We start from the raw sequence: 22,126 nt of genomic DNA on the forward strand, positions 1-22,126 counted from the left end.
CCGCGCGCAGCACGGTGCGGCGGTCTGGGGACGTCACCACCCCATTAGAGGCGCAGGACACCGCATCGCGGGCGATTTGCCCGGATTGCCGGGATGCGTGTCGCGTTCCGCGCACCCCGGCGGGGCATGGCTACCGCGGCCAGGCGTCGGCCAGCATGACCCGGGTGTCGGCCAGCAGCTGGGGCAGCACCCGGGTGTGCCCGACGATCGGCAGGAAGTTGGTGTCGCCGCCCCAGCGCGGGACGACGTGCTGGTGCAGATGGGCGGCGATACCGGCGCCGGCGACCGTGCCCTGGTTCATCCCGATGTTGAAGCCGTGTGCCCCGGACGCGGCGCGCAGCGCGGTCATCGCCCGCTTGGTGAACTCCGCCAGCTCCAGCGTCTCCGCCTCGTCCAGCTCGGTGTAGTCCGCGACGTGGCGGTAGGGGACGGCCATGAGATGGCCGCCGTTGTACGGGTAGAGGTTCAGCACCGCGTAGACGTGCCGGCCCCGGGCGATGATCAGGCCGTCCTCGTCGGACCTGTCCGGGATGGTGCAGAAGGGGCAGCCGTCGCCGGCCCCCGGGCCGCTCGGCTTGTTCTCCCCCTGGATGTAGGCCATCCGGTGGGGCGTCCACAGGCGCTGGAAGGCGTCCTGCGTCCCGACTCCGATCTGCTGCTCCGGCTCTGTCGTCATGCCCGCCAGCATATTCCCCGGCGCGCGGTGGACGCGGCGAGGGGCGGCCCCGGCGGACCGCCCCTCGCTCCGTGCTCCCGGCCCGGCCGGGAGGTGCGTCAGACCTGGACGCGGCGCTCCACGGCGTCGGCGATCTCGGCGATCGCGTCGGCCTGCGGGATGCCGTTCTTCTGCGAGCCGTCCCGGTAGCGGAACGACACCGCGCCGTTGGCCATGTCCTCGTCGCCGACGATGATCATGAAGGGGACCTTGGCCTTCTGCGCGTTGCGGATCTTCTTCTGCATCCGGTCGGTGGAGGCGTCCACCTCGATGCGCAGCCCCTGCTTGCGGGCCTCGGCCGCGAACTCCTGGAGGTAGGGCACATGGGCGTCGCCGACCGGGATGCCGGTCGCCTGCACCGGGGCCAGCCACACCGGGAACGCGCCCGCGTAGTGCTCCAGCAGCACCGCGAAGAACCGCTCGATGGAACCGAACAGGGCGCGGTGGATCATCACCGGGCGCTGCTTGGCGCCGTCCGGGCCGGTGTACTCCAGGTTGAACCGCTCGGGCAGGTTGAAGTCGAGCTGGATGGTCGACATCTGCCAGGTGCGGCCGATCGCGTCCTTGGTCTGGACGGAGATCTTCGGGCCGTAGAACGCGGCGCCGCCCGGGTCCGGGACCAGGGGCAGCCCCTGCTTCTCGGCGACCTGGCGCAGCGTCTCGGTCGCCTCCTCCCAGACCTCGTCCGAGCCGACGAACTTCTCCGGATCCTTGGTGGACAGCTCCAGGTAGAAGTCGGTCAGACCGTAGTCGCGCAGCAGCCCGAGGACGAAGGTGAGCGTCTTGTCCAGCTCCTCGGACATCTGCTCACGGGTGCAGTAGATGTGCGCGTCGTCCTGGGTGAAGCCGCGGGCACGGGTCAGGCCGTGCACGACGCCCGACTTCTCGTACCGGTACACCGTCCCGAACTCGAAGAGACGCAGCGGCAGTTCGCGGTAGGAGCGGCCGCGCGCGTCGAAGATCAGGTTGTGCATCGGGCAGTTCATGGGCTTGAGGTAGTAGTCCACGCCCTCGTCGAGCTGCATGGGCGGGTACATGCCGTCGGCGTACCAGTCCAGGTGGCCCGAGGTCTCGAAGAGCTTCCCCTTCGTCGCGTGCGGGGTGTAGACGAACTCGTAGCCCTCTTCCTCGTGGCGGCGCCGCGAGTAGTCCTCCATGACCCGGCGGATGATGCCGCCCTTGGGGTGGAAGACGGCGAGGCCGGAGCCGATCTGCTCCGGGATCGAGAACAGGTCCAGCTCGGCGCCCAGCTTGCGGTGGTCGCGCTTCTCCGCCTCGGCCAGGAACTCCAGGTACGCCTTCAGCTCGTCCTTCGTCGGCCAGGCGGTGCCGTAGATCCGCTGGAGCTGCGGGTTCTTCTCGCTGCCCCGCCAGTACGCGGCGGCCGAGCGCATCAGCTTGAACGCCGGGATGGTGCGGGTGCTCGGCAGGTGCGGACCGCGGCAGAGGTCCTTCCAGCACAGCTCGCCGGTCTTGGCGTCCAGGTTGTCGTAGATCGTCAGCTCACCGGCGCCGACCTCGGCACCGGCACCCTCGGCGGCCTCCGCCGCCGCGCCCTTGAGGCCGATCAGCTCCAGCTTGTAGGGCTCGCCGGCCAGCTCGGCGCGGGCGTCCTCGTCGGTGGTGACCCGGCGCGAGAAACGCTGCCCGCGCTTCTGGATCTCCTGCATCTTCTTCTCGATGCGCTTGAGGTCGTCCGGGTGGAACGGCTTCTCCACGTCGAAGTCGTAGTAGAAGCCGTCCTTGATCGGCGGGCCGATGCCGAGCTTCGCCTCCGGGAACAGCTCCTGCACGGCCTGTGCCATCACATGCGCGGTGGAGTGCCGCAGGATGTTCAGGCCGTCCTCGGAGGTGATCTCGACCGGCTCCACGACCTCGCCGTCGGCGACCACATAGGTGAGGTCCTTGAGTTCCCCGGCCACCCGCGCGGCGACGACACTGCGCTCGCCCTGGAAGAGGTCGGCGGCCGTAGTGCCCGTGGTCACCACGCGTTCTTCCCGCTCGGAATCGCGTTGGACGGTCACACGGACGTCTGACACCGGTCTCTCCTGACTCATGTCTCGTTCACGCCAGCGATTGCTGCGCAGCCGAATCGTACCGAGCCGGGGGACCCGACCGCGAAACGGTTCTCCCGGCGGCCCGCTCAGCCGTCCGCCGCCGGCCCGCCGCCCGCCTCCTCGAAGAGGTCCAGGTTCTCCTGGAGCGACCTCAGCAGCCGGTCACGCTCCGTGGCACCGGCCTGTACGGGAGTGACGTCGTGCGCCCCGGTGATCCGGCGGAATCCGCCCCGGCTCTCCAACCGGCCGCTGACCCGCACCGGCAGCCCCACCAGATGCGCGTGCCCCGCGATCCGGTAGTCCTCCTCCCCCAGCGCGGCCCGCACCTGCGCCACGTCCGCCCCGGTGAGCACCCGCAGCCGCACCACTCCCCCGCCGGGCCGCTCCCGTCGCAGCCGCACCACGACGCCCGTCACCCGCACCGTCAGCGACGGTTCGTCCCGGAGATAGCGCCGCGCGGCCTCCTCCAGCGCGGGCAGGTCCCCGGCCGAGAACTCCACCGGCCCGGGACGGACCGCGCAACCGGGCGGCGGTCCCGCCGCCGGGGACCAGCCCACCGAGATCCGCCCGCCCTCCGCCCCCTTGACCAGCATGATCAGCCCCTGGACCAGTTCGTGGCAGACGCCGAGGCCGACGGCGGCGTCGAAGGCGTCCGCCCGGCCCGTCGCCCGGTGGTGGCCGGCCGCGTCCCGGGCCGCACGCAGCGCCCGGTGGAGGCAGACGACCGCGCCGCGCCCGGCGGCCACCGGGACGAACACGGTCAGCCGGCTCCCGGCGGCCGGGGCGACCAGCACCTCCGCCAGGCAGCGCTCGGCGTACCCCTGGTGCCGGGCACCGTGGTAGCCGACGCGCGCCCGGGTGGCGAGCGCCCCGGCGAGCAGCGTCGCCCGCGCCGCGCCCCGCAGCTGCTCCTGCGTCTTCCACGGGGCGGCGCCCGTACCGCCGTCGGGGACCTCACGCTCCCAGCGCACCTCGTCGCTGGGCACCGCCAGTCCCGTCAGCACCTCGCGTGCGGACGGCGCGGCGCTGTGCGCCAGCCCGGCCAGCGCCTCGGCCAGCAGCTCCGCACTGTCGGGGAAGCGGCGGTCGTGCGGTACCAGCAGGCTCGCACCGCCGCCACCGGGCGGCGTCCAGCGGGAGTAGCGCCCGGCGGGTCCGCCCCGGCGGCGCCAGCCGTGCCGGGCCAGCAGCGCCGCGAGCACCGCCGGATCGGTCCGGGCGGGGTCCGGTCCGCGTACGTCGTGGTCGTCGGTGGGCCGGTGCATCAGGGTCTCCCTCCTGCGCCGACCCGCGTCATGATGTCGCGGAGCGCGTGGTCGTCGACGATCCACGTGGCCGGGATGCGCACGGCGGTCCCGCGCCGGCCGGTCACCGGGTGGCCGGCGAGGTCGGTCCAGTGGCGGCAGCGCCGCGGTCCGGGCCGGTCGTGGCGCGCCCACGGCCGGTCCGCGCGCGTACGGGGCACCAGCACCACGACGAGGATCTTGCGTACCGCGACCGGCGTACGGGCCGGCTTCACCAGGCGGTCGTCGCCGAGGGCGAAGCCCGGCCCGGACGGGCGCGGCGGGACCTGGTGGGCGCACGTGAGCCGCACCTTGACGGTCACCCGGTCGTCGACGGTGTGTTCGGGCGCGCCGTGGCCGATCCCGTAGTCGGGGAAGCGCCGCGCCGGCGAGCGCCCGGAGGCGGCGGCGCCCGCGTGGAGGTGGCCGGCCCGGAGGGTTTCCCCGCAGGCGGTGGTGGCGGGTCCGCCGCGCCGGGGTGGGGTCCGCCGGTCCGGCGGCCCGCCCGGTTCTGGCTGCGCGAGATCCATGGCACACGGGCCTTCCGGGCTGTGCCGAGGGATGGGGTCAGCGGTGACGGGCGCGGTGCGGGGCCGCGCACGGGACGGGGCCGCGCGGACCGCGCACCGGTCCGTCCCTGTGGTTGTCTCCGCGTCATGGGCACGGCAAACAAGGACGGTTCACCGACATCATGGGACGGGTATCACCTGCTCGGGCGAGGCGCCCCGTCACCCACCGTACGGCCTTGAGGAGTTGGGACGATGCCGCGCTGGTACGAGGGCCCGCTTGCTTCCTTCGCCACCGGGGCGACCGGCACGGACGCGGAGACCGACCGGGTCGTCTCCGTGGCCGTGGTCGTCCAGGACACACCGCACTCGGCACCGCGCATCGCCCGCTGGCTGATCGATCCGGGGGTGGCGGTACCCGAGGCCGCCACGGCGGTGCACGGACCGACCGCGAAGCACCTGGCGCGCGAGCGCCGCCATCCCGCACCGGTGCTCACGGAGATCGTCCGGGCACTGGCCGACCAGGCGCGGGCCGGGCGGCCGCTGGTCGTGATGAACGCGCCGTTCGACCTGACGCTGCTGGACCGCGAGTTGCGCCGGCACCACGGCACCCCGCTCGCCGACCGCCTGGAGGCGCACATCCCGTACGTCCTCGACCCGAGGGTCCTGGACAAACACCTGGACCGCTCCCGCGAGGGCCGCCGCACGCTCGCCGAACTGTGCGCGCACTACGGGGTGGAGCTGAACGGCGGCCGTGAGGCGGCGGCGGACGCGCTCGCCGCGCTGCGCGTGGCGCGCGCACTGGGGAACCGTTTCGCTTCCCGGCTGCACGCCCTGGAACCGTACGAGCTGCACACCCTCCAGATGACCTGGCACGCGGCGCAGGCACGCGGACTTCAGACACGGTCCGCGCGCAGCGGCACGCCGGAGGCGGTCGATCCGCACTGGCCGCTGCGCCCCGGACTACGGGCCGCGGCCTGACCGCTGACGGCGCCTCAGCGCGTCGGCACCCGCGCGCACCACCGGACGGACCGGGCCTCGCCCGTACACACAACGAAAAAACCGGACCGCTGATCTGCGGCCCGGTTCTCGATCCGGGTGGGCGATACTGGGTTCGAACCAGTGACCTCTTCGGTGTGAACGAAGCGCTCTCCCACTGAGCTAATCGCCCGGGTGTCGGCGAGGTTTCCCTCGCGAACGACGTGAACAATACAGGCCGTCGCGCCGTTCCATCAAATCCCGCTCCGGGCCGTCCCCACCGGCGGTTCCGGGGGGCGGGTCAGCGGGTGAGCCAGGCGGCGAGTCCGCGCCGACCGGCCCGCATCATCAGGGCGTGGTTGGCGCGGAACAGCGGGCGGCCGAGCAGGGCGAAACGTCTCAGCAGCGGTTTGCACAGTTCCACGTCCTCATCGAGGACGGCCCGGGTACGCCCGCCGTACGCCTCGACCGTCCAGCGGGCCCGTCCGGCCAGATCACCGCTCAGCACGATCTCCAGCACCCCCGCACTGGGGTCGCACACCCCTTCGGTGGCGTCGACCACCAGGTCGTACGGGAGGAGGGAGCGGAAGCGGGCCCGGCCGCTGCGCGCGTCGGTCCGCCGCACCTCGCGCACCTGCGGCCACCAGTGGGGGTAGGACTCGGGGCGTTCGAGGACGGCGTAGACCACGGGAGGCGGTGCGTCGAGCAGCCAGGTGCTGCGCAGTCGGTAGCGGTGCAGCGAGCGCGGCCGGCGGGGCATGCGCCCAGTGTGCCGCGCGGCGGGGCCGGAAGTGACCGGTGAACGCGACGGACCGGAGGCTGGAAGTCTCCGGTCCGTCTGCCGGGGTGGGCGATACTGGGTTCGAACCAGTGACCTCTTCGGTGTGAACGAAGCGCTCTCCCACTGAGCTAATCGCCCGGGCGCATCGCCAACATTACCCCACGTCGGAGGGCACTTATGACCACCCGGCGGGCATCCGGGTCCGGTCGCGGCGGAGCGTGGGCGCCGGCTGCCGCGCGCTTCGCGGCAGCAACGGCGATCATCACCGCGACGACGGCGGGGCGGTTACGGAGCGGCGCGTCCCGGAGCGGACGCCCGGTACGCCATCCCGGTGGTCTTCGCCCGGGCCGCGCTACGGAGTCCGTCCGGGCCCGTACACCCCCAACCGTCCCCATCGTGGCGTCACCGGGGCGCTCGCCCTCGCCGCGGACCCGGCCCCGGTGGAGTGATCACACGGCCGGCGGTAGCGACGGGACGGCTGGGAACCGCCCGCCCGCAGGACCACCCCGAGAGCCCTCGGCCCCCTGATGCCGCACGGCAGCGATCCCAGGACCGCGCCCCTCCCGACCCGTTCCGGCCCCGCTCCCGGCGTTCACACGAGGGAACGACCGGGACCGTCCGCCCGCCAGGGTTACCGACGGGGAGCACGTGGCAATCCGCCGTAAGAGGTACGTGAAGCCACCCAAAAACCTCAGAGGGGTTTACAACGGCACCGTAGGTGGCATGTCGATTTCGCCGACGTGCGAATCCCCGAGCGCACACTGAGCGAAAGGCCCTGGCGCTTATGAACACCACGGTCAGCTGCGAGCTGCACCTGCGCCTCGTTGTGTCGAGCGAGTCCTCACTGCCTGTACCCGCGGGCCTGCGGTACGACACGGCTGATCCCTACGCCGTGCACGCCACCTTCCACACCGGAGCCGAGGAGACCGTCGAGTGGGTTTTCGCCCGCGATCTCCTCGCCGAGGGCCTCCACCGGCCCACGGGCACCGGCGACGTCCGCGTCTGGCCGTCCCGGAGCCACGGTCAGGGCGTGGTCTGCATCGCCCTGAGCTCCCCGGAGGGCGAAGCCCTTCTGGAGGCCCCCGCGCGGGCCCTGGAATCCTTCCTGAAAAGGACCGATGCCGCCGTACCGCCCGGTACGGAGCACCGGCACTTCGACCTCGACACGGAGCTCTCCCACATCCTGGCGGAGAGCTGAGACGCACACAGCGACCCACCGCATCAACCCGCTCACCATCCGCGACCGTCCGACTCGGGGAGACGGCGCAGGACCGACAAGTTCCCACGGCACTCCGGCGCCGTCGCCGCGGACCCCGCGGAGGCGGCGCCGAAGCTTGTCCGACGCGCTAGAGTCGGCGACCATTCGGCAAGGACCCCGGGCGGCCGCCACCCGCCCACCCGGCCAGGGAGCGGAACCGTGATGATCCCCCACGACACCCGGTGCGCGCTGGACGCGGTCGTCGACCTGCTCAACACGGCACCGGAGGGCCGGGCCACCGGGGCACCGGACGGCCTGACAGACCTCGACGACCTGCGGGCCTTCGTGGCCCGCCACGAGGTCAGCGGCGTCGGCACGCTCGGCGGGGACGACCTGGCCGCCGTCCGCGCCGTCCGCGCCCGTCTCGCCGAGGTCTTCGCCGCCGACGACGACCGGACCGCCGCCGGGCTGCTGAACTCCCTGGTCGCTTCCGCGGGCACCACCCCGCAGCTCACCGACCACGACGGCTACGACTGGCACGTCCACTACTTCGCGCCCGACGCCTCCGTCGCCGACCACCTCGCCGCCGACGGGGGGATGGCCCTGGCCTTCCTCGTCGTCGCCGGTGAACGGGAACGGCTGCGGCACTGCGAGGCGCCGGACTGCCGTCACGCCTTCGTCGACCTCTCACGCAACCGTTCCCGCCGCTACTGCGACAGCCGTACCTGCGGCAACCGGCTGCATGTCGCCGCGTACCGGGCACGGCAGCGGGAGGCCGCGGGCTGAATCCGGCGGCACTCCCCCGGGCGGGCCCGCGCCGTACGGCTGCGGGCGGCGCGCACGTCCCGCGCGTCTCACAGCAGGAAGAGGTCGTGCACGACACCGAGCACCAGCAGAAAGCCGATGACGGCGAGGAAGAGCATCAGGGGCGGCTGGGACAGCGCGAAAAGACATCCGCGCGCTTCGGGGGCCGGGACGTCGTCCCGGTCCAGGACACACTCATCGTTCATCTCGCCGCGATGATGACGCAGACGAACCGGGCAATACGCCCAAGAGCCCCCTCAGCGGCCGGAGTTCATCAGATCCCGTGTTTTTTCAGGATCGCTTCGATGTCCGAGAAGTCCTCCGTGGGAGCGCTCTTTCCACTCGCGCCGGAGGCCCGCGCGGCGGGCCGGGCCGGGGCTGCACCCGCGCCGAGCGACGGTGCGGACGCGGCGGGCGCCACCTCCTCCGCGCTGTTCCGCCCGGCGGCCCGGCGCTCCTTGCCGCCGGTCACGCCCCTGCGGCGCTCTACGAGACGGACCGTCTGGAACAGGACGAACGAGAGCGCCAGCAGCCCGAAACCGGCCCAGACCGCCGGCTTGAACACGATGCCGGTGACCCAGTCGACGACGCCCGTCATCACCAGACCGACGGGTATGAGGGAGAACGCCGCGATACGGGTCGCGGCCAGGAACCGCTTGCGGTATGCCGTCAGCGCGGCGATGCCCAGGCCCGCCGCCGACACCGCGGCACAGACGGTCGATGTCAGCATCCGGTCCTCCTGCCGGTGAAATGGGCGCGTGGTTGCGCCCCGCCTCCCATCCTGCCCTGTCCTGCCGGTCCGGGGCCACGTCCCGTGCCGTCCTCAGGGACATCTCCGGGTGCGGCTCCTCCGCAGGTCCCGGTCACGGCACCACCGGGCGGGCTGGAAGACTGACCCCATGAACGACTCCACCGCCTCCGATCCCTCCGTTCCCGCACCCGTCGTCCTCGACGTGTGGTGCGAGCTGCAGTGCCCGGACTGCCGTACCGCCCTGGACGACCTGCGCGCGCTGCGCGAACGCTACGGCGAGCGGCTGGAGATCCGGCTGCGCCACTTCCCGCTGGAGAAGCACCGGCACGCCTACGCCGCCGCCCAGGCCGCCGAGGAGGCGCTGGCACAGGGCCAGGGCTGGCCGTACGCCGAGGCCGTGCTGGGACGCGCCGAGGAGCTGGGCGAACGCGGCGAGAAGCTGCTGCTGGAGATCGCGGGCGAGCTGGGCCTGGACGCGGAGGAGTTGGACACCGCACTCATCGACGGCCGGCACCTGCTGATCGTCGACGCCGACCAGGCGGAGGGCAAGGCCATCGGCGTGACCGGCACCCCGACGTATGTGATCGACGGACAGCGCCTGGACGGCGGCAAGAGCCAGGAGGGGCTGCGCGCCCGCATCGAGGAGATCGCCGACCGGCTGCTGTCGGGGCAGGACTGAGTCCGACGGGGTCCGTTCGTCCCGTACGGGCCTCCGGCGTACCGGACGGGCGTCAGGGCAGGCGAGCGGGCGCCGGACGGGGCGGGACGGGCGCACGGAGCGGACGGGGCCACGCGGTGGCCCCCGTCGGGCGCCGGGCAAGCCCGTGCTGCGCTCACCGGCGTCCGGGCGCCCCTCCCCTCACACGATCGGCTTGTGCAGCGTGTGGGCGGTGGGGCGGTAACCGAGGGACGAGTAGAGGCTGCGGGCCGGGGCGTTGTCCATGTAGACGGTCAGCCCCAGGGCCGTACGGCCGGCCGCGAGGCATTCACGCTCGGCGACGAGCATCAGGGTGCGCCCATGGCCGCTCCCGCGGAACCGCTCCCCGACCTGCACGTCGAGGACGTAGCCACCGGGCTGCTCCGGCTGCCGGAAGGTGAGCCAGAGACTGCCGACGTCCTGCTCCCGGTGCGCGAGGACCCTCAGCACATGGCCGGACGTGCCCGCGCCGTCCGGGAGCAGTGTGCGGTGGTCGTCGGCCGCGGTCTCCTCTGCGCGCTCCGGGGACAGCCCCTGCGCGACCAGGGCGCGGACGCGGGTGGCCAGCGCGGCGTCCCGCCAGCGCGGGTACGCCGACGGCTCCAGTGGCCGGTCGCAGCTGCCCTCGGGCAGACGGGGCCGCACAGTGACGGTCTTGGTGAGGAGGCGCTTGTACTCGGTGTAGCCGAGGGCGGCGCCGAGGCGCAGTGCCGCCTGTGCCCCGGAGGGAACGGTCAGCGCGACCCGGCGGCAGCCCCAGCCGCGCAGCACCTCCTCGGCGGCGAGCAGGGCGAAGGTGGCGCGGCCGCGTCGCCGGTCCGGCGGGGCGATCTCCACCTTCTCGATCTGTCCGGCCTCGGGCCCGATCACCGGGTCCGTGGCCAGGCGTATCCCGCCCGCCCGGCGGCCGTTGACGCACACGTCGTACGAGCGGGCCCGGCCGCCGCCGGCGGTCCGCCGCTCCGGCCCGGTGGGGCGCAAGGTGGTGGTCACGGAGACTTTCTACCCGCCGGTGCGGGCCGGCGTCATCACCTCGGGTCGAAGTCGGCGGCTGCCCTCTCGGCGAAGATCCGCATCGCCTCGGCGGTCACCGGACCGGGCCGGTCGCCGAGTTGGCGGCCGTCGATGCGGGTCACGGCCTGGATGTCGCGCAGGGTGGAGGTCAGGAAGATCTCCTCCGCGTGTTCCAGGGCCTCCAGCGGCAGCGGAGTCTCCTTGGCGCCCGCCCAGGTAACGGTGAGCGCCCGGGTGATCCCGGCGAGGCAGCCGGACGACAGCTGCGGGGTGTGCAGCTCACCGTCCAGGACGACGAAGACGTTGGAGCCGGTGCCCTCGCAGAGCGCGCCGACGGTGTTGGCGAACAGCGCCTCGGACGCGCCCAGTTCGCGGGCGCGGGCCAGCGCGACGACGTTCTCACCGTACGAGGTCGTCTTCAGCCCGGAGAGCGCGCCGCGCTCGTTGCGGGTCCAGGGGACGGTGACGGCGGCGGTGGTGTCGGGGCGACGTCGCGCCTCGCCGAGGGCGATGGCGAGCGTCGTGCCGGACCTGCCGCGCTCCGAGCCGAGCGGGGAGACGCCGCCGGTGTAGGTGATCCGGAGCCGGCCGAGCGGCATCGGATTGGCGTCGAGCACCGCGGCGCAGCCCCGGCGGACCTCGTCGAGGTCGGGGTCCGGCAGGCCGAGTCCGCGGGCGGAGGTGGTCAGCCGCTCCAGGTGCCGGGTCAGGGCGAAGGCACGTCCGTGGTCGGCCTTGAGGGTCTCGAATACGCCGTCGCCCACGGTCAGGCCGTGGTCGAGGACGGACACCTGCGCGTCGTCGGCGTCCCGTAGTCCCCCGTCGAGCCAGATCTTCGTCATGATGTGCCTCCGCTCACGTCGTGCTGCCCCGACGCTACCGCGAGGAGTCGGCGCGCCTTCAATTCGGTCTCGGCCCATTCCCGCTCGGGGTCGGAGTCCCAGATGATGCCCGCGCCGGCGCCGAAACGCAGGAACGGTCCTCCGGGGGCGGTGCGGTCGATCCAGAACGTGCGGATGCCGACGTTCAGCTCGCCGGTGCGCCGGTCCGCGTCGACCCAGCCGATGCCGCCGCAGTACGGGCCGCGCGGCGCGGTCTCCAGTTCGTCGATGACCTTCAGGGCGCTGTGCTTGGGCGCTCCGGTGACCGATCCGGGCGGGAACGTGGCCGCGAGGAGGTCCGCCCACGCCGATTTCTCGTGCGTCTCCGCGATCTCGCCGCGCACGGTGGAGACGAGGTGGACGAGCCCGGGATGGGGTTCGACCGCGCAGAGTGCCGGAACGGTGACGGTGCCGGTGCCACAGACCCGGCCGAGGTCGTTGCGGACCAGGTCGACGATCATCACGTTCTCCGCGCGGTCCTTCTCCGAGAGGTCGGCCGCGGTCCTCCCCGTGCCCTTGATGGGGCCGGACTCGACGACGCGTCCCTCGCGCCGCAGGTACAGCTCCGGGGAAGCACTGGCGACCTCGACGCCGTGGGCGGGCAGCCGAATCGTTCCTGCGTACGGGGCGGGGTTGCCACTGGCCAGTACGGCGGTGAGCGCGTCGGCGTCGGCGCGCGCGGGGTCGGGCAGCGGCGCGGTGAGCACGCGGCAGAGGTTCACCTGATAGACCTCGCCGACTGCGATGTGTTCGCGTATGCGCCGGACACCGGCGGTATAGGCAGCCCGGTCGAGGGAACTGCTCCACGCGTCGGTGGCGGGGCCCTTCCAGCGGGCGGGGTCCGGCGCGTCCTGTGCCGTCGCGGGGCGGACGTCGCCGAAGCGGGCGCAGACCACCTGGCCCTCGAAGTCGGCCACCACCGCCCACCAGCCCGTGGAATCCAGGGCCGCGGGATCGGTCGTGACATCGCGGAGATCGGTGGCTATGAGCCCGCCGAAGCGGGCCAGGGGAGGAAGGTCGCGCACGTCAACGAGTCTATGGCGGGGGTCCGTGAGCCGCCGTGTTCAAGCCGTCGGCGCAGCACGCTGCACAAACGTGTTTTTGTACTGGCCCCGGAATCCGCTAGAGTTCAACACGTCGCCGGGACGCGAAAGCGCCCCGGAGGCCCGGTAGCTTCCCGGACGTAGTCTGGGAGAGACACCTGCGGACGTAGCTCAGTTGGTAGAGCACCACCTTGCCAAGGTGGATGTCGCGAGTTCGAGTCTCGTCGTCCGCTCGCTGTGGGGGATCTTGTAAGCCCCCGACGCTCCTGGTGGAGTGGCCGAGAGGCGAGGCAACGGCCTGCAAAGCCGTCTACACGGGTTCAAATCCCGTCTCCACCTCCAAGGACGATTAGCTCAGCGGGAGAGCGCTTCCCTGACACGGAAGAGGTCACTGGTTCAATCCCAGTATCGTCCACTGGATACCTGGTAACAGAGTGTCCTTCCCGCGCGATTAGCTCAGCGGGAGAGCGCTTCCCTGACACGGAAGAGGTCACTGGTTCAATCCCAGTATCGCGCACACCGCCTGCGGAGATCTTTGAGATCCGTAGCCCTGAGGACGATTAGCTCAGCGGGAGAGCGCTTCCCTGACACGGAAGAGGTCACTGGTTCAATCCCAGTATCGTCCACGCAGTACCTGCGGAGATCTTTGAGATCCGCAGCCTCGAGGACGATTAGCTCAGCGGGAGAGCGCTTCCCTGACACGGAAGAGGTCACTGGTTCAATCCCAGTATCGTCCACACTGCAGATTCGAGGGCCGGAGCACTTCGCTCCGGCCCTCAGTCGTTGGTGAGCAGAGGGCAGGCCCGAGGGCGCCACGGGGTCGAGCCCCTGGCGTCTGGTGGCCGGGTATGTCGCGTGGGCATGCACCGTGAGGCAACCTCCCGGTTCGTGAGCGCGGTATCCCTCCCGGGCGAAGCGGCGAGTGACGAGTGACGAAGTCCCAACGCTAGTAAGAGCGGCTTCGTTTACGTGACGGCCGGCCCGAGCCTGGCACGGGCGCGGAGCTTCTTCCTGGCGGCCTCTCTCCCACCGCCCGGCAGTCGGCCGGGCAGCCTGTGATGGCCCGCTGGTGAGCGGTGCATCAGAGTTCTCCCACTGCCGTCCACGACGGGCGTGTTTTCGGGCCTGAGGAAAAGCCCGATGGCCGGGCATCTCCCCAGATGCCCGGCCATCCGTGCCGTCCGCCGCACCCCCGTCCCCACGGGGCTGGACGCCGGAGTGCCGGTCCCGGGCCGCTCTCCCGGGACAGGGGTGCCGCTCAGCGCCCCAGCATTCCGGCCACGGACGACGCCTGTGTCAGGACGGCCTCCCAGCCGCCGAAGACCACGGCGAGGAGTACCGCCAGTGGCAGCGCCATGGCCACCGCGACGAGGGGGTGCCGGGTGCCCGAGGGCTGCCGGCCGCCGAACGCTGTTGCCGTCCGGCGCCACTGCGTCCGCAGGGTCGCCCGCCCTGAGCGCTCCGCCATCCCCGTGCTCCTGTCGTGTCCGGAGCGGCGGGTGTCCTACCTCGGGGGACGAGTACCGCACCCGCCGCTTGACCTCTACCGTAGGCAACGGCCGGGCGTGGGGCGTCAGCCGGACGTACTGGTTGTCGGGCCTACGGGAGGATGACGGGGCCGCCTCGCACGTACTCCGCTGGTTGGATGTGCGGCCCGAAGCATCAGGGATGTCCCCGGCGGGGCGCGGAGGTTTGCGGCGTTCGGCGCGCCGTGTCGGATGTTCGACGAGCGCGAGGACGCGGGACGCCAGGAACCGGGCCGTGCGCACCACGGAACCGGTTCGGGTGACTTCGCTCACTTCCACCAGGCGTCCGCACAGTGCCGTCTCGACCCGGCGGCCCGCCCCGCTCGCCACGACTTCGTACACGTGGGTCGTCTTGCCGGTGCCCACCACGATCTCGACCCGATCGCCTTTCATCGCGTCAATCCCCCTTTTTTGACGGTTCCTTGAGATCATGCACAGGAGACCGGTCCGTCATGCGGCCGTTGCCGTCCCGCTTTTTCAGCATCGCACCCGGCACTGACATTCCCGCGTCCGGCGTATGCCCGGCCTCTGCGCACAGCGGGCCGTCAATCCGTAAGCTGTGCCACGTCAGAAGGTTGGCAGCGGAGTGGGGCCTCCCCACCGCAGGTAGGGGACGGACATGGCGATGATGCGGCTCCGGCGCGAGGACCCGCGTGTCGTCGGCTCGTTCCGGCTTCACCGGCGGCTCGGCGCGGGCGGGATGGGCGTCGTCTATCTCGGTTCGGACAAGCGCGGGCAGCGGGTGGCGCTGAAGGTGATCCGGCCGGATCTGGCGGAGGACCAGGAGTTCCGTTCGCGGTTCGCCCGCGAGGTGTCGGCGGCCCGGCGGATCCGCGGCGGGTGTACGGCGCGGCTGGTCGCGGCCGACCTCGACGCGGACCGCCCGTGGTTCGCCACCCAATACGTTCCGGGCCCGTCGCTGCACGACAAGGTGAACGACGAGGGGCCGCTGCCTCCCGCGCAGGTCGCCTCGATCGGGGCGGCGCTGTCCGAGGGGCTGCTGGCGGTGCATGACGCGGGGGTCGTGCACCGTGATCTGAAGCCGTCGAACATCCTGCTGTCGCCCAAGGGGCCGCGGATCATCGACTTCGGGATCGCCTGGGCCACGGGAGCCAGCACCCTGACGCATGTGGGGACGGCCGTGGGCTCGCCCGGCTTTCTCGCGCCGGAGCAGGTGCGGGGCGCCGCGGTGACGCCGGCGACGGACATCTTCGCGCTCGGGGCCACGCTCGCCTACGCCTGTACCGCGGACTCGCCGTTCGGACAGGGCAGTTCGGAGGTCATGCTCTACCGCGTGGTCCATGAGGAGGCCCAGCTGGCCGGAGTGCCGGACGCGCTGGCGCCGCTGATCGCCGCCTGTCTGGCGAAGGACCCGGCGGACCGGCCCAGCACGTTGTCGCTCTCGTTGCGGTTGAAGGAGATCGCGGCCCGGGAGGCGCACGGCCTGGCGGCCGGTCCGGAGGGCACGACCGGAGGCGCTGGTGCCGCCGGTGCGGGACGATCCGTCAGGCGGCCGTCGGACCGGCCCACGGGCAAGCGGGCCGAGGAGTACGCGCGTCAGCGGACCGAGCGGCGTCCGGCGCCCGGCGCCACGCCGCGCTCCCGGCCTCCGGCCCCGCGCGAGGGGGCGCGGGCGTCCGGCCCCGTCTCCTCCCCCGGTACGAATCCGCGGACCGGGGGGCGGTCTTCGCAACGCGTCTCCCCTTCCGGGACGGGGAGCAGAAAGGGTTCGCGCGCTCCGGTGCGAACGGCGCCGGGCGGGCGGCGGCCTGGTCCGGACCGCCGGCTGCTGCGGCAGCGGATCGTCGTGTTCGTGACGGTGACGCTGCTGGTGGCGCTCGGTATCGCAGCGGCGCAAGGGTGTCAGGGGCCGACGCGGGGTTTGGGGGCCGAGCGGTCGGCGACCGTCACGCTCGACGGGTCCGGGCGTACGGCGGAGGACCGGACGGCCGACGGGGAGCAGGCGGACCATCCGGCCGCGAGCGGTCCGCAGGGTCGTCGCGCTGCCGCGTCGGGCCCGGGTGCGGTCCACGGCGGTTGACGATCCGCATCGGTGTCCGGTGAACGCCCGGCCACGAAGCCTGGCCCCGCACGGCGTCGCGTGGGAGGGCGCACCGCCTGCGACGAACGGCGAAAGCCGGGACGGCGGAGCGTTCAGGCTCCGCCGCGCCCCGTGGTGACCGCGTAGAACGCGACGGCGGCGGCCGCTCCCACGTTGAGGGAGTCCACTCCGTGTGCCATCGGGATGCGCACCCAGGTGTCGGCGGCGCGGAGGGCGCCGGTGGACAGGCCGTCGCCCTCCGCGCCCAGCATCAGGGCGACGCGTTCCAGGGTGTGCGGGGCGACCTCGTCGAGAGGGGTGGCCTGGTCGGCCGGGGTGAGGGCGAGGAGGTGGAAGCCTGCCTCGCGCACCTCGGTCAGGCCGCGGGGCCAGCTCTCCAGCCGTGCGTAGGGGACGGAGAAGACGGCGCCCATGGAGACCTTGACGGAGCGGCGGTAGAGGGGGTCTGCGCAGTCCGGGGAGAGGAGTACGGCGTCCATGCCGAGGGCTGCCGCGCTCCGGAAGATCGCCCCGATGTTGGTGTGGTCGTTGACCGCTTCCATGACCGCGATGCGGCGGGCCGTGCGGAGCACGTCGGTGACGGGCGGGAGGGGTTTGCGCCGCATCGAGGCGAGGGCGCCGCGGTGGACGTGGTAGCCGGTCACCTGCTCGGCGAGGGCGGGGCTCACCGCGTAGACCGGGGCGGGGACCTCGTCGATGACGTCGCGCATGACGTCGACCCACTTGGTGGAGAGCAGCATGGAGCGCATCGTGTATCCGGCGTGGCGGGCGCGCCGGATGACCTTCTCGCCCTCGGCGATGAACAGTCCCTCGGCGGGCTCGCGGCGGCGGCGCAGTGCGACGTCGGTGAGGCCGGTGTAGTCGTGCAGCCGCGGGTCGTCCGGGTCGTCGATGGTGATGATCTCTGCCACGGGGGTGGGTGCCTTGTCGGTGTAGGGGCCGTTGCCGCGGGGCGGTTACTTGGTGGTGAGGGTGACGACATCGCCGACGACGATGACCGCGGGGGGCCGTATGCCTTCGGTGCGGACGGTGTCGCCGAGGGTGGCGAGGGTCGCGTCGACGCGGCGCTGGCCGGCGGTGGTGCCCTCCTGGACGACGGCTACAGGGGTGTCGGCGGATCGGCCGTGGGCGATGAGCGTGGTGGCGATGGCGCCGCTGTTCTCCACGCCCATCAGGACGACGAGGGTGCCGCGGAGCCGGGCGAGCGCGGCCCAGTCGACGAGGGAGCGGGCGTCGTCGGGGGCGACATGGCCGCTGACGACGGTGAACTCGTGGGCGACGCCGCGGTGGGTGACGGGGATTCCGGCGGCGGCGGGGACGGAGATGGTGCTGGAGATGCCGGGAACGACGGTGCAGGGGATGCCGGCCTCGGCGAGGGCGTGGACCTCTTCCATGCCGCGTCCGAAGACGAACGGGTCGCCGCCCTTGAGGCGAACGACGGCCTTGCCGGCCCTGGCGTGCTCGATGAGGGCGTTGTTGATGGCCTCCTGTGCCATGAAACGGCCGTAGGGGATCTTGGCGGCGTCGATGATCTCGACGTGCGGGGGGAGTTCGGCGAGCAGGTCGCGGGGGCCGAGGCGGTCGGCGATGACGACGTCGGCCTCGGCGAGGAGCCGGCGGCCGCGAACGGTGATCAGGTCGGGGTCGCCGGGACCGCCGCCGACGAGTGCGACGCCGGTGGTGCGGCTGCGGTGGTGCGGGGCGGCGATGCTTCCGTCGTGCAGTCCCTCGACGATGGCGTCGCGGACGGCGGCGGAGCGGCGCGGGTCGCGGCCGGTGAGCACGGCGACGGTGACGCCCTCGCTGTGGCCGGTGGCGGGTGTCCAGGCGGTGGCGGCCTCGGCGTCGTCGGAGCGGACGCACCACACGCGGTTCTCCTCGGCCTCCCGGGACGCGGCCGCGTTGGCCTCGGGGTCGTCGGTGGAGACCAGGGCGTACCAGGCGTCCGCGAGGTCGCCGGGCCGGTAGCGGCGGCGCTCCCAGCGGATGGCGCCGGAGTCGGCCATCGCTTCGACGGAGGGGGTGGCGGACGGGGAGACGAGGAGGACGTCGGCCCCCGCGGCGACGAGGGCGGGGAGCCGGCGCTGGACGACCTGGCCGGCGCCGAGGACGACCACACGGCGGCCGGACAGGCGCAGTCCGACGGGGTAGGCGGTGTGTTCGGCGGCGTGCTCGGCCATGGGGACGGGGCTCCTTGTGCGGATGGTGCGGGTCGTGGCCGCTGCGGCGGTGGAGCGGCTGGTGGGGCAGGTGTGGCCCGGGGTGCCGGGGAGGGGACGGCCCCGGCCCACAGCCTAAGTGGCTGCGGGCCGGGGGTCATGTGCGGACGGGCGGGGCTCAGCCCTTCTCCGTCACCCCGGCGGTGTCGAAGGTGGCGACCTCGTGCATGGCGCGGGCCGCGCTCTGTACGAGGGGGAGGGCGAGCAGGGCGCCGGTGCCCTCGCCGAGCCGGAGGTCGAGGTCGACCAGGGGGCGCAGGCCCAGTTTGTTCAGGGCCGCGACGTGGCCGGGCTCGGCGCTGCGGTGTCCGGCGATACAGGCCGCGAGGGCCTCGGGCGCGATGGCGCGGGCCACGAGGGCGGCGGCGCCGGCGCTGACGCCGTCGAGGACGACCGGGGTGCGCAGTGAGGCGCCGCCAAGGATCAGTCCGACGAGGGCGGCGTGTTCCAGTCCGCCGACGGCGGTGAGGACGCCGATGGGGTCGTCCGGGTCGGGCCGGTGGAGTTCCAGGGCACGGCGGACGACGTCGATCTTGCGGGAGTGGGTCTCGTCGTTGATCCCGGTGCCGCGGCCGGTGACCTCGGCCGGGTCGGTGCCGGTGTACACGGAGATCAGCGCGGCCGAGGCGGTGGTGTTGGCGATGCCCATCTCGCCGGTGAGCAGCGCCTTGTTGCCGGCCGCGACGAGGTCGCGGGCGGTTTCGATGCCGACCTCGATGGCCTTGAGGACGTCCTCCTGGCTCATCGCGGGGCCCGTGGTGAAGTCGTCGGTGCCGGGGCGGACCTTGCGCGGCAGCAGGCCGGGGGTGGCGGGGAGGTCCGCCGCCACACCGACGTCGACGACGCAGACCTCGGCGCCGACCTGGTTGGCGAAGGCGTTGCAGACGGCGCCGCCGCCCAGGAAGTTGGCGACCATCTGGCCGGTGACCTCCTGGGGCCAGGGGGTGACGCCCTGGGCGTGTACGCCGTGGTCGCCGGCGAAGATCGCGACGGCCGCGGGTTCCGGGACGGGCGGCGGGCACTTGCGGGAGAGGCCGCACAGCTGTGCGGAGATGATCTCCAGCATGCCGAGGGCTCCGGCAGGCTTGGTCATGCGCTTCTGGCGTTCCCACGCATCGCCAAGGGCCTTGGCGTCAAGGGGGCGGATGCCGCGGAGGGTTTCCTGGAGGAGGTCGTGCGGGTCCTCCCCGGGCAGGGCGCGGCGGCCGTAGGTCTCCTCGTGGACGACCCAGGACAGGGGGCGGCGCTCGGCCCAGCCCGCCTGCATCAGTTCGGGCTCGTGGGGGAACGCGTCGACGTAGCCGACGCAGAGGTACGCGACGATCTCCAGGTGTTCGGGGAGCCCGAGTTCGCGGACCATCTCCCGCTCGTCGAAGAAGCTGACCCAGCCGACGCCGAGACCCTCGGCGCGGGCGGCGAGCCAGAGGTTCTCGACGGCGAGCGCGGAGGAGTACGGGGCCATCTGCGGCTGGGTGTGACGACCCAGGGTGTGACGGCCGCCGCGGGTGGGGTCGGCGGTGACGACGATGTTGACGGGTGTGTCGAGGATGGCCTCGATCTTCAGCTCGCGGAACTGCTTGGCGCGGGCCTTGGGCAGCGACTTGGCGTACGCCTCGCGCTGTTCCATGGCCAGCTGGTGCATCCTCTCGCGGGTCTCCGCGGACCGGATGACGACGAAGTCCCAGGGCTGGGAGTGGCCGACGCTGGGGGCGGTGTGCGCCGCCTCCAGGACACGCAGCAGGACGTCGTTGGGGATGGGGTCGTTGCGGAAGCCGTTGCGGATGTCGCGGCGTTCGCGCATGACGCGGTGGACGGCGGCGCGTTCGGAGTCGTCGTAGCCGGCGGCGGGGGGCGTGGCGGCGGTGTGCTCCGTGGCCTGGGGGGCGGCCGGGGCGGGTGTGTCGCTCCGGTGGGCGTCACCGTCGTCGTTGCCGGGCTGTTCGGGAGCGTCGCCCGGGTGGACGGGCGTGCCGCCGTCCTGCGGGGCCGTCTCGGTCGGGGCGTTGGCGGCGGGCTGCGGCGACGTGGCGGTCTGCGCGTCCCCGGGAGCCGTGGCGGGTCCGGTGGCCGTGGCCGCCGCAGGCTGCTCGGCGTCCGGGGTTTGAGCGGCGGCGTCCGGGGAGCCGGGCTGCGGCACCACCGGAGGCGCCTCGGCGGACTGCGGTTGCGGCTGTTCAACGGCCTGGTCGGGGGCCGGTACGGCGTCGTCCGGTGCGGTGTCGTCCTGGGGGGCGGCGTCCTGCGGAGCGGGCACCGCCGGGGACTGCGCGGCAGCCGGTACGGAGGTGTCGGCCGGTGTCGTGCCCTCGGGGGCCGGTTGGCCGTTCCCAGGCGGGGTGGAGGAACCCTCCTCGTCGGGGCGCTGAGCGACCGGGGCGGCGGGCGGTGTGTCGGGTGCCTGCGGGGCGTCCGTGGTCTGCGCGGCCTCGGGGGCCTGCGGCTGTGCCTCGGCGCCGCTGACCGGGTTCTCGTCGGGAGCGGGGGGCGTCTCCGGCGCGTCTTCGGTGCCGGGCACGTCCGCAGGCTGCGGGGCCTCGGGGGCGGCTGCCGCCTCCGGAGCGGCGATGTCCTCGGCCGGAGTAGCCGTGCCATCGGCCGGGGCCACTGAGCCGTCGGCCGGGTCGGCGGGATCGGTCGCCGTAGCCGCGTCCGGGGCGTCAGGGGCAGCGGCTTCGGAGTCATGCCCCGCCGGGGTCCCGCCAGCGTCCGGGGTGTCCGCAGTTGCCGCATCGGGCGTGGCTGCCGACGCGTGCGCGGCGGTGTTGTCTTCGGTGACAGGGCTGGGCTCCGGCGCGGCCTCGACGACCTGCGTCTCACCGGTGCCGTCCGTGGCGGCAGAGTCGGTCACGTCTGCGGCCTCGTTCTCCGCCGTCGGCTCGTCCGTCGCCGCTGCGGCATCCGGCTCCGCCGTCGCCGCAGGCTGTTCCGGGGCCTGCTCAGTGGCCGGTTCGGCGGCCGTCTCTTCCGGGGCGGCCTGCACGTCTGCGACGGCCTGGGCCCGGACTGGCGCCGCATCCGGCTGCACCGCGTCCTGCTGCGTGCTGTCCTGGTCCACGGCGCCCTGCGGCACGCCGTCCGGGGCCGCCTCGCCCTCGGTCGTACCGACCTGGGCGGGCACCGCGACCTGCTCCGTACCGGTCACGGGCGCCGGGACTTCCTGGGGCTCCTGTGCCTCGGCCACGGGCTCCTGCTCGGGCACGGCCGCCGGTGCGGCATCGGCCACCGCGTCGGCGACGGCTTCCTGCTCCGCCGCGCCATCGGCCGCGGCGCCGTCGCTCACACCCTCGTCGGCCACGGCACCTTCGGTCGCGGCGACGTCAGGCACAACACCACCGACCATCTCGTCCTGCGGCTGCTCCGCCGCGCCCTCGGCAACCGCCTCCTGCTCCACGACCATCACTGCCGGCCCCTCAGGCCCCGGTGCCGCAGCGACATCCTGCGGCACGTCGCCGGCCGGCGACGCAGGCTGCGCGGCCTCGGGCATGACCGTTTCGCCGACCGGTACCGCGACGGCCTGGGCCGAGGCGGCGCCCCACGGCGGTGCCTGGCCGGGGATCTCGCCGAGCTGGGGGCCGGGCAGCGGGGTGCCCGGGGTGCCGTAGGGCATGGCC

At 73.0% G+C, this 22,126-nt stretch carries 20 protein-coding genes, 8 tRNA genes and 1 pseudogene; 12 read left to right on the top strand and 17 right to left on the bottom strand.

The genetic code is table 11. The annotated features are described in order from the left end of the window. Nucleotides 1-130: 130 nt before the first annotated feature. The 4 genes from AC51EU_RS12620 to AC51EU_RS12635 form a co-directional block, all read right to left on the bottom strand. Nucleotides 131-688 (bottom strand): HIT family protein, encoded by a 558-nt coding sequence (locus AC51EU_RS12620; RefSeq protein WP_496266963.1) that lies wholly within the window; start codon nucleotides 686-688, stop codon nucleotides 131-133. Between the two features lie 86 nt (nucleotides 689-774). Further along, a complete protein-coding gene (gene thrS / locus AC51EU_RS12625; protein WP_496266964.1) occupies nucleotides 775-2,754 on the bottom strand; it encodes a threonine--tRNA ligase in 1,980 nt (659 codons plus the stop codon). 104 nt (nucleotides 2,755-2,858) lie between these two features. After that, nucleotides 2,859-4,037, bottom strand: coding sequence for a hypothetical protein (locus tag AC51EU_RS12630; RefSeq protein ID WP_496266965.1), 1,179 nt, complete (start codon nucleotides 4,035-4,037; stop codon nucleotides 2,859-2,861). Further along, the gene (locus tag AC51EU_RS12635) at nucleotides 4,037-4,585 is read right to left on the bottom strand and encodes a DUF4365 domain-containing protein (RefSeq protein ID WP_496266966.1); all 549 of its coding nucleotides are present in this window, start codon (nucleotides 4,583-4,585) and stop codon (nucleotides 4,037-4,039) included. Before AC51EU_RS12635 ends, AC51EU_RS12630 begins: the two co-directional genes overlap by 1 nt. A 231-nt stretch (nucleotides 4,586-4,816) precedes the next feature. On the opposite strand from AC51EU_RS12635, the gene AC51EU_RS12640 reads away from it, so the two are divergent. Beyond that, entirely contained in the window at nucleotides 4,817-5,542 is a 726-nt protein-coding gene (locus tag AC51EU_RS12640; protein WP_496266967.1) for an exonuclease domain-containing protein, read from the top strand. A 118-nt stretch (nucleotides 5,543-5,660) separates the two neighbouring features. Here AC51EU_RS12640 and AC51EU_RS12645 read toward each other — a convergent pair. From AC51EU_RS12645 to AC51EU_RS12655, 3 genes are all read right to left on the bottom strand, one after another. Next, nucleotides 5,661-5,732, bottom strand: a tRNA-Val gene (locus AC51EU_RS12645). Nucleotides 5,733-5,840: 108 nt separating this feature from the next. After that, a complete protein-coding gene (locus tag AC51EU_RS12650) occupies nucleotides 5,841-6,299 on the bottom strand; it encodes an SRPBCC family protein (RefSeq protein WP_496266968.1) in 459 nt (152 codons plus the stop codon). An 87-nt stretch (nucleotides 6,300-6,386) separates the two neighbouring features. Then, nucleotides 6,387-6,458 (bottom strand) — tRNA-Val (locus AC51EU_RS12655). A gap of 646 nt (nucleotides 6,459-7,104) precedes the next feature. Here AC51EU_RS12655 and AC51EU_RS12660 point away from each other — a divergent pair. Together AC51EU_RS12660 and AC51EU_RS12665 are read left to right on the top strand one after the other, a co-directional pair. Continuing rightward, entirely contained in the window at nucleotides 7,105-7,518 is a 414-nt protein-coding gene (locus AC51EU_RS12660; protein WP_003959770.1) for an SsgA family sporulation/cell division regulator, read from the top strand. A gap of 219 nt (nucleotides 7,519-7,737) precedes the next feature. Continuing rightward, nucleotides 7,738-8,304, top strand: a complete 567-nt coding sequence (locus tag AC51EU_RS12665) for a CGNR zinc finger domain-containing protein (protein ID WP_496266969.1) — start codon at nucleotides 7,738-7,740, stop codon at nucleotides 8,302-8,304. A 68-nt stretch (nucleotides 8,305-8,372) separates the two neighbouring features. Here the strand turns inward: AC51EU_RS12665 and AC51EU_RS12670 are convergent, their stop codons facing one another. Next, nucleotides 8,373-8,528 carry a hypothetical protein gene (locus AC51EU_RS12670; RefSeq protein WP_496266970.1) on the bottom strand — a complete coding sequence of 52 codons (156 nt, stop codon included), beginning with the start codon at nucleotides 8,526-8,528 and terminating at the stop codon, nucleotides 8,373-8,375. A gap of 68 nt (nucleotides 8,529-8,596) precedes the next feature. Continuing rightward, nucleotides 8,597-9,052 (bottom strand): hypothetical protein, encoded by a 456-nt coding sequence (locus AC51EU_RS12675; protein WP_496266971.1) that lies wholly within the window; start codon nucleotides 9,050-9,052, stop codon nucleotides 8,597-8,599. 169 nt (nucleotides 9,053-9,221) lie between these two features. Between AC51EU_RS12675 and AC51EU_RS12680 the strand changes: the two genes are divergently transcribed. After that, nucleotides 9,222-9,752 carry a DsbA family protein gene (locus AC51EU_RS12680; RefSeq protein WP_496266972.1) on the top strand — a complete coding sequence of 177 codons (531 nt, stop codon included), beginning with the start codon at nucleotides 9,222-9,224 and terminating at the stop codon, nucleotides 9,750-9,752. Between the two features lie 180 nt (nucleotides 9,753-9,932). Here the strand turns inward: AC51EU_RS12680 and AC51EU_RS12685 are convergent, their stop codons facing one another. The 3 genes from AC51EU_RS12685 to AC51EU_RS12695 are packed head-to-tail and all read right to left on the bottom strand — an operon-like array spanning nucleotide 9,933 to nucleotide 12,690. Beyond that, nucleotides 9,933-10,763 carry a GNAT family N-acetyltransferase gene (locus tag AC51EU_RS12685; RefSeq protein ID WP_496266973.1) on the bottom strand — a complete coding sequence of 277 codons (831 nt, stop codon included), beginning with the start codon at nucleotides 10,761-10,763 and terminating at the stop codon, nucleotides 9,933-9,935. 35 nt (nucleotides 10,764-10,798) lie between these two features. Further along, nucleotides 10,799-11,626 carry an aminotransferase class IV gene (locus AC51EU_RS12690; protein WP_496266974.1) on the bottom strand — a complete coding sequence of 276 codons (828 nt, stop codon included), beginning with the start codon at nucleotides 11,624-11,626 and terminating at the stop codon, nucleotides 10,799-10,801. Further along, nucleotides 11,623-12,690, bottom strand: coding sequence for a chorismate-binding protein (locus AC51EU_RS12695; protein WP_496266975.1), 1,068 nt, complete (start codon nucleotides 12,688-12,690; stop codon nucleotides 11,623-11,625). The genes AC51EU_RS12690 and AC51EU_RS12695 overlap by 4 nt, the downstream gene beginning before the upstream one ends. A gap of 178 nt (nucleotides 12,691-12,868) precedes the next feature. Between AC51EU_RS12695 and AC51EU_RS12700 the strand changes: the two genes are divergently transcribed. The 6 genes from AC51EU_RS12700 to AC51EU_RS12725 all read left to right on the top strand — a co-directional run bounded on the left by AC51EU_RS12700 (nucleotide 12,869) and on the right by AC51EU_RS12725 (nucleotide 13,445). After that, nucleotides 12,869-12,941 (top strand) — tRNA-Gly (locus AC51EU_RS12700). Nucleotides 12,942-12,976: 35 nt separating this feature from the next. Further along, nucleotides 12,977-13,050: transfer RNA gene (locus tag AC51EU_RS12705), tRNA-Cys, on the top strand. 1 nt (nucleotide 13,051) lies between these two features. Then, nucleotides 13,052-13,123 (top strand) — tRNA-Val (locus tag AC51EU_RS12710). Nucleotides 13,124-13,153: 30 nt separating this feature from the next. Further along, nucleotides 13,154-13,225: transfer RNA gene (locus AC51EU_RS12715), tRNA-Val, on the top strand. Between the two features lie 37 nt (nucleotides 13,226-13,262). Then, a tRNA-Val gene (locus AC51EU_RS12720) sits at nucleotides 13,263-13,334 on the top strand. A gap of 39 nt (nucleotides 13,335-13,373) precedes the next feature. Then, nucleotides 13,374-13,445: transfer RNA gene (locus AC51EU_RS12725), tRNA-Val, on the top strand. 521 nt (nucleotides 13,446-13,966) lie between these two features. Here AC51EU_RS12725 and AC51EU_RS12730 read toward each other — a convergent pair. Continuing rightward, nucleotides 13,967-14,176 carry a hypothetical protein gene (locus AC51EU_RS12730; protein WP_496266976.1) on the bottom strand — a complete coding sequence of 70 codons (210 nt, stop codon included), beginning with the start codon at nucleotides 14,174-14,176 and terminating at the stop codon, nucleotides 13,967-13,969. Nucleotides 14,177-14,384: 208 nt separating this feature from the next. Then, nucleotides 14,385-14,627 (bottom strand): annotated as a pseudogene (locus tag AC51EU_RS12735) (DUF8836 family protein); the annotation flags it as partial. Nucleotides 14,628-14,853: 226 nt separating this feature from the next. Between AC51EU_RS12735 and AC51EU_RS12740 the strand changes: the two are divergent. Continuing rightward, a complete protein-coding gene (locus tag AC51EU_RS12740; RefSeq protein WP_496266977.1) occupies nucleotides 14,854-16,275 on the top strand; it encodes a serine/threonine-protein kinase in 1,422 nt (473 codons plus the stop codon). Nucleotides 16,276-16,388: 113 nt separating this feature from the next. Here AC51EU_RS12740 and AC51EU_RS12745 read toward each other — a convergent pair whose 3' ends face one another. From AC51EU_RS12745 to cobT, 3 genes are all read right to left on the bottom strand, one after another. Further along, nucleotides 16,389-17,207: a TrmH family RNA methyltransferase gene (locus AC51EU_RS12745; protein WP_496266978.1), complete on the bottom strand. Its 819-nt coding sequence runs from the start codon at nucleotides 17,205-17,207 to the stop codon at nucleotides 16,389-16,391. Between the two features lie 45 nt (nucleotides 17,208-17,252). Continuing rightward, nucleotides 17,253-18,476 carry a uroporphyrinogen-III C-methyltransferase gene (cobA, locus tag AC51EU_RS12750; protein WP_496266979.1) on the bottom strand — a complete coding sequence of 408 codons (1,224 nt, stop codon included), beginning with the start codon at nucleotides 18,474-18,476 and terminating at the stop codon, nucleotides 17,253-17,255. Between the two features lie 157 nt (nucleotides 18,477-18,633). After that, a complete protein-coding gene (gene cobT, locus AC51EU_RS12755; RefSeq protein WP_496266980.1) occupies nucleotides 18,634-21,030 on the bottom strand; it encodes a nicotinate-nucleotide--dimethylbenzimidazole phosphoribosyltransferase in 2,397 nt (798 codons plus the stop codon). 234 nt (nucleotides 21,031-21,264) lie between these two features. Here cobT and AC51EU_RS12760 point away from each other — a divergent pair. Next, on the top strand, nucleotides 21,265-22,126 hold an 862-nt coding region (locus AC51EU_RS12760; RefSeq protein WP_496266981.1), incomplete at its 3' end, for a hypothetical protein.

Source organism: Candidatus Streptomyces philanthi (genome assembly GCF_059553635.1).

Excerpts from the sequence above, each read along its gene's own strand:
- AC51EU_RS12630 (WP_496266965.1), bottom strand. The coding sequence starts at position 4,037 with ATGCACCGGCCCACCGACGACCACGACGTACGCGGACCGGACCCCGCC.
- AC51EU_RS12675 (WP_496266971.1), bottom strand. The coding sequence starts at position 9,052 with ATGCTGACATCGACCGTCTGTGCCGCGGTGTCGGCGGCGGGCCTGGGC.
- AC51EU_RS12680 (WP_496266972.1), top strand. The coding sequence starts at position 9,222 with ATGAACGACTCCACCGCCTCCGATCCCTCCGTTCCCGCACCCGTCGTC.
- AC51EU_RS12740 (WP_496266977.1), top strand. The coding sequence starts at position 14,854 with ATGGCGATGATGCGGCTCCGGCGCGAGGACCCGCGTGTCGTCGGCTCG.
- AC51EU_RS12690 (WP_496266974.1), bottom strand. The coding sequence starts at position 11,626 with ATGACGAAGATCTGGCTCGACGGGGGACTACGGGACGCCGACGACGCG.
- AC51EU_RS12670 (WP_496266970.1), bottom strand. The coding sequence starts at position 8,528 with ATGAACGATGAGTGTGTCCTGGACCGGGACGACGTCCCGGCCCCCGAA.
- AC51EU_RS12635 (WP_496266966.1), bottom strand. The coding sequence starts at position 4,585 with ATGGATCTCGCGCAGCCAGAACCGGGCGGGCCGCCGGACCGGCGGACC.
- AC51EU_RS12730 (WP_496266976.1), bottom strand. The coding sequence starts at position 14,176 with ATGGCGGAGCGCTCAGGGCGGGCGACCCTGCGGACGCAGTGGCGCCGG.
- AC51EU_RS12650 (WP_496266968.1), bottom strand. The coding sequence starts at position 6,299 with ATGCCCCGCCGGCCGCGCTCGCTGCACCGCTACCGACTGCGCAGCACC.
- AC51EU_RS12640 (WP_496266967.1), top strand. The coding sequence starts at position 4,817 with ATGCCGCGCTGGTACGAGGGCCCGCTTGCTTCCTTCGCCACCGGGGCG.
- AC51EU_RS12620 (WP_496266963.1), bottom strand. The coding sequence starts at position 688 with ATGCTGGCGGGCATGACGACAGAGCCGGAGCAGCAGATCGGAGTCGGG.
- cobA (WP_496266979.1), bottom strand. The coding sequence starts at position 18,476 with ATGGCCGAGCACGCCGCCGAACACACCGCCTACCCCGTCGGACTGCGC.
- AC51EU_RS12660 (WP_003959770.1), top strand. The coding sequence starts at position 7,105 with ATGAACACCACGGTCAGCTGCGAGCTGCACCTGCGCCTCGTTGTGTCG.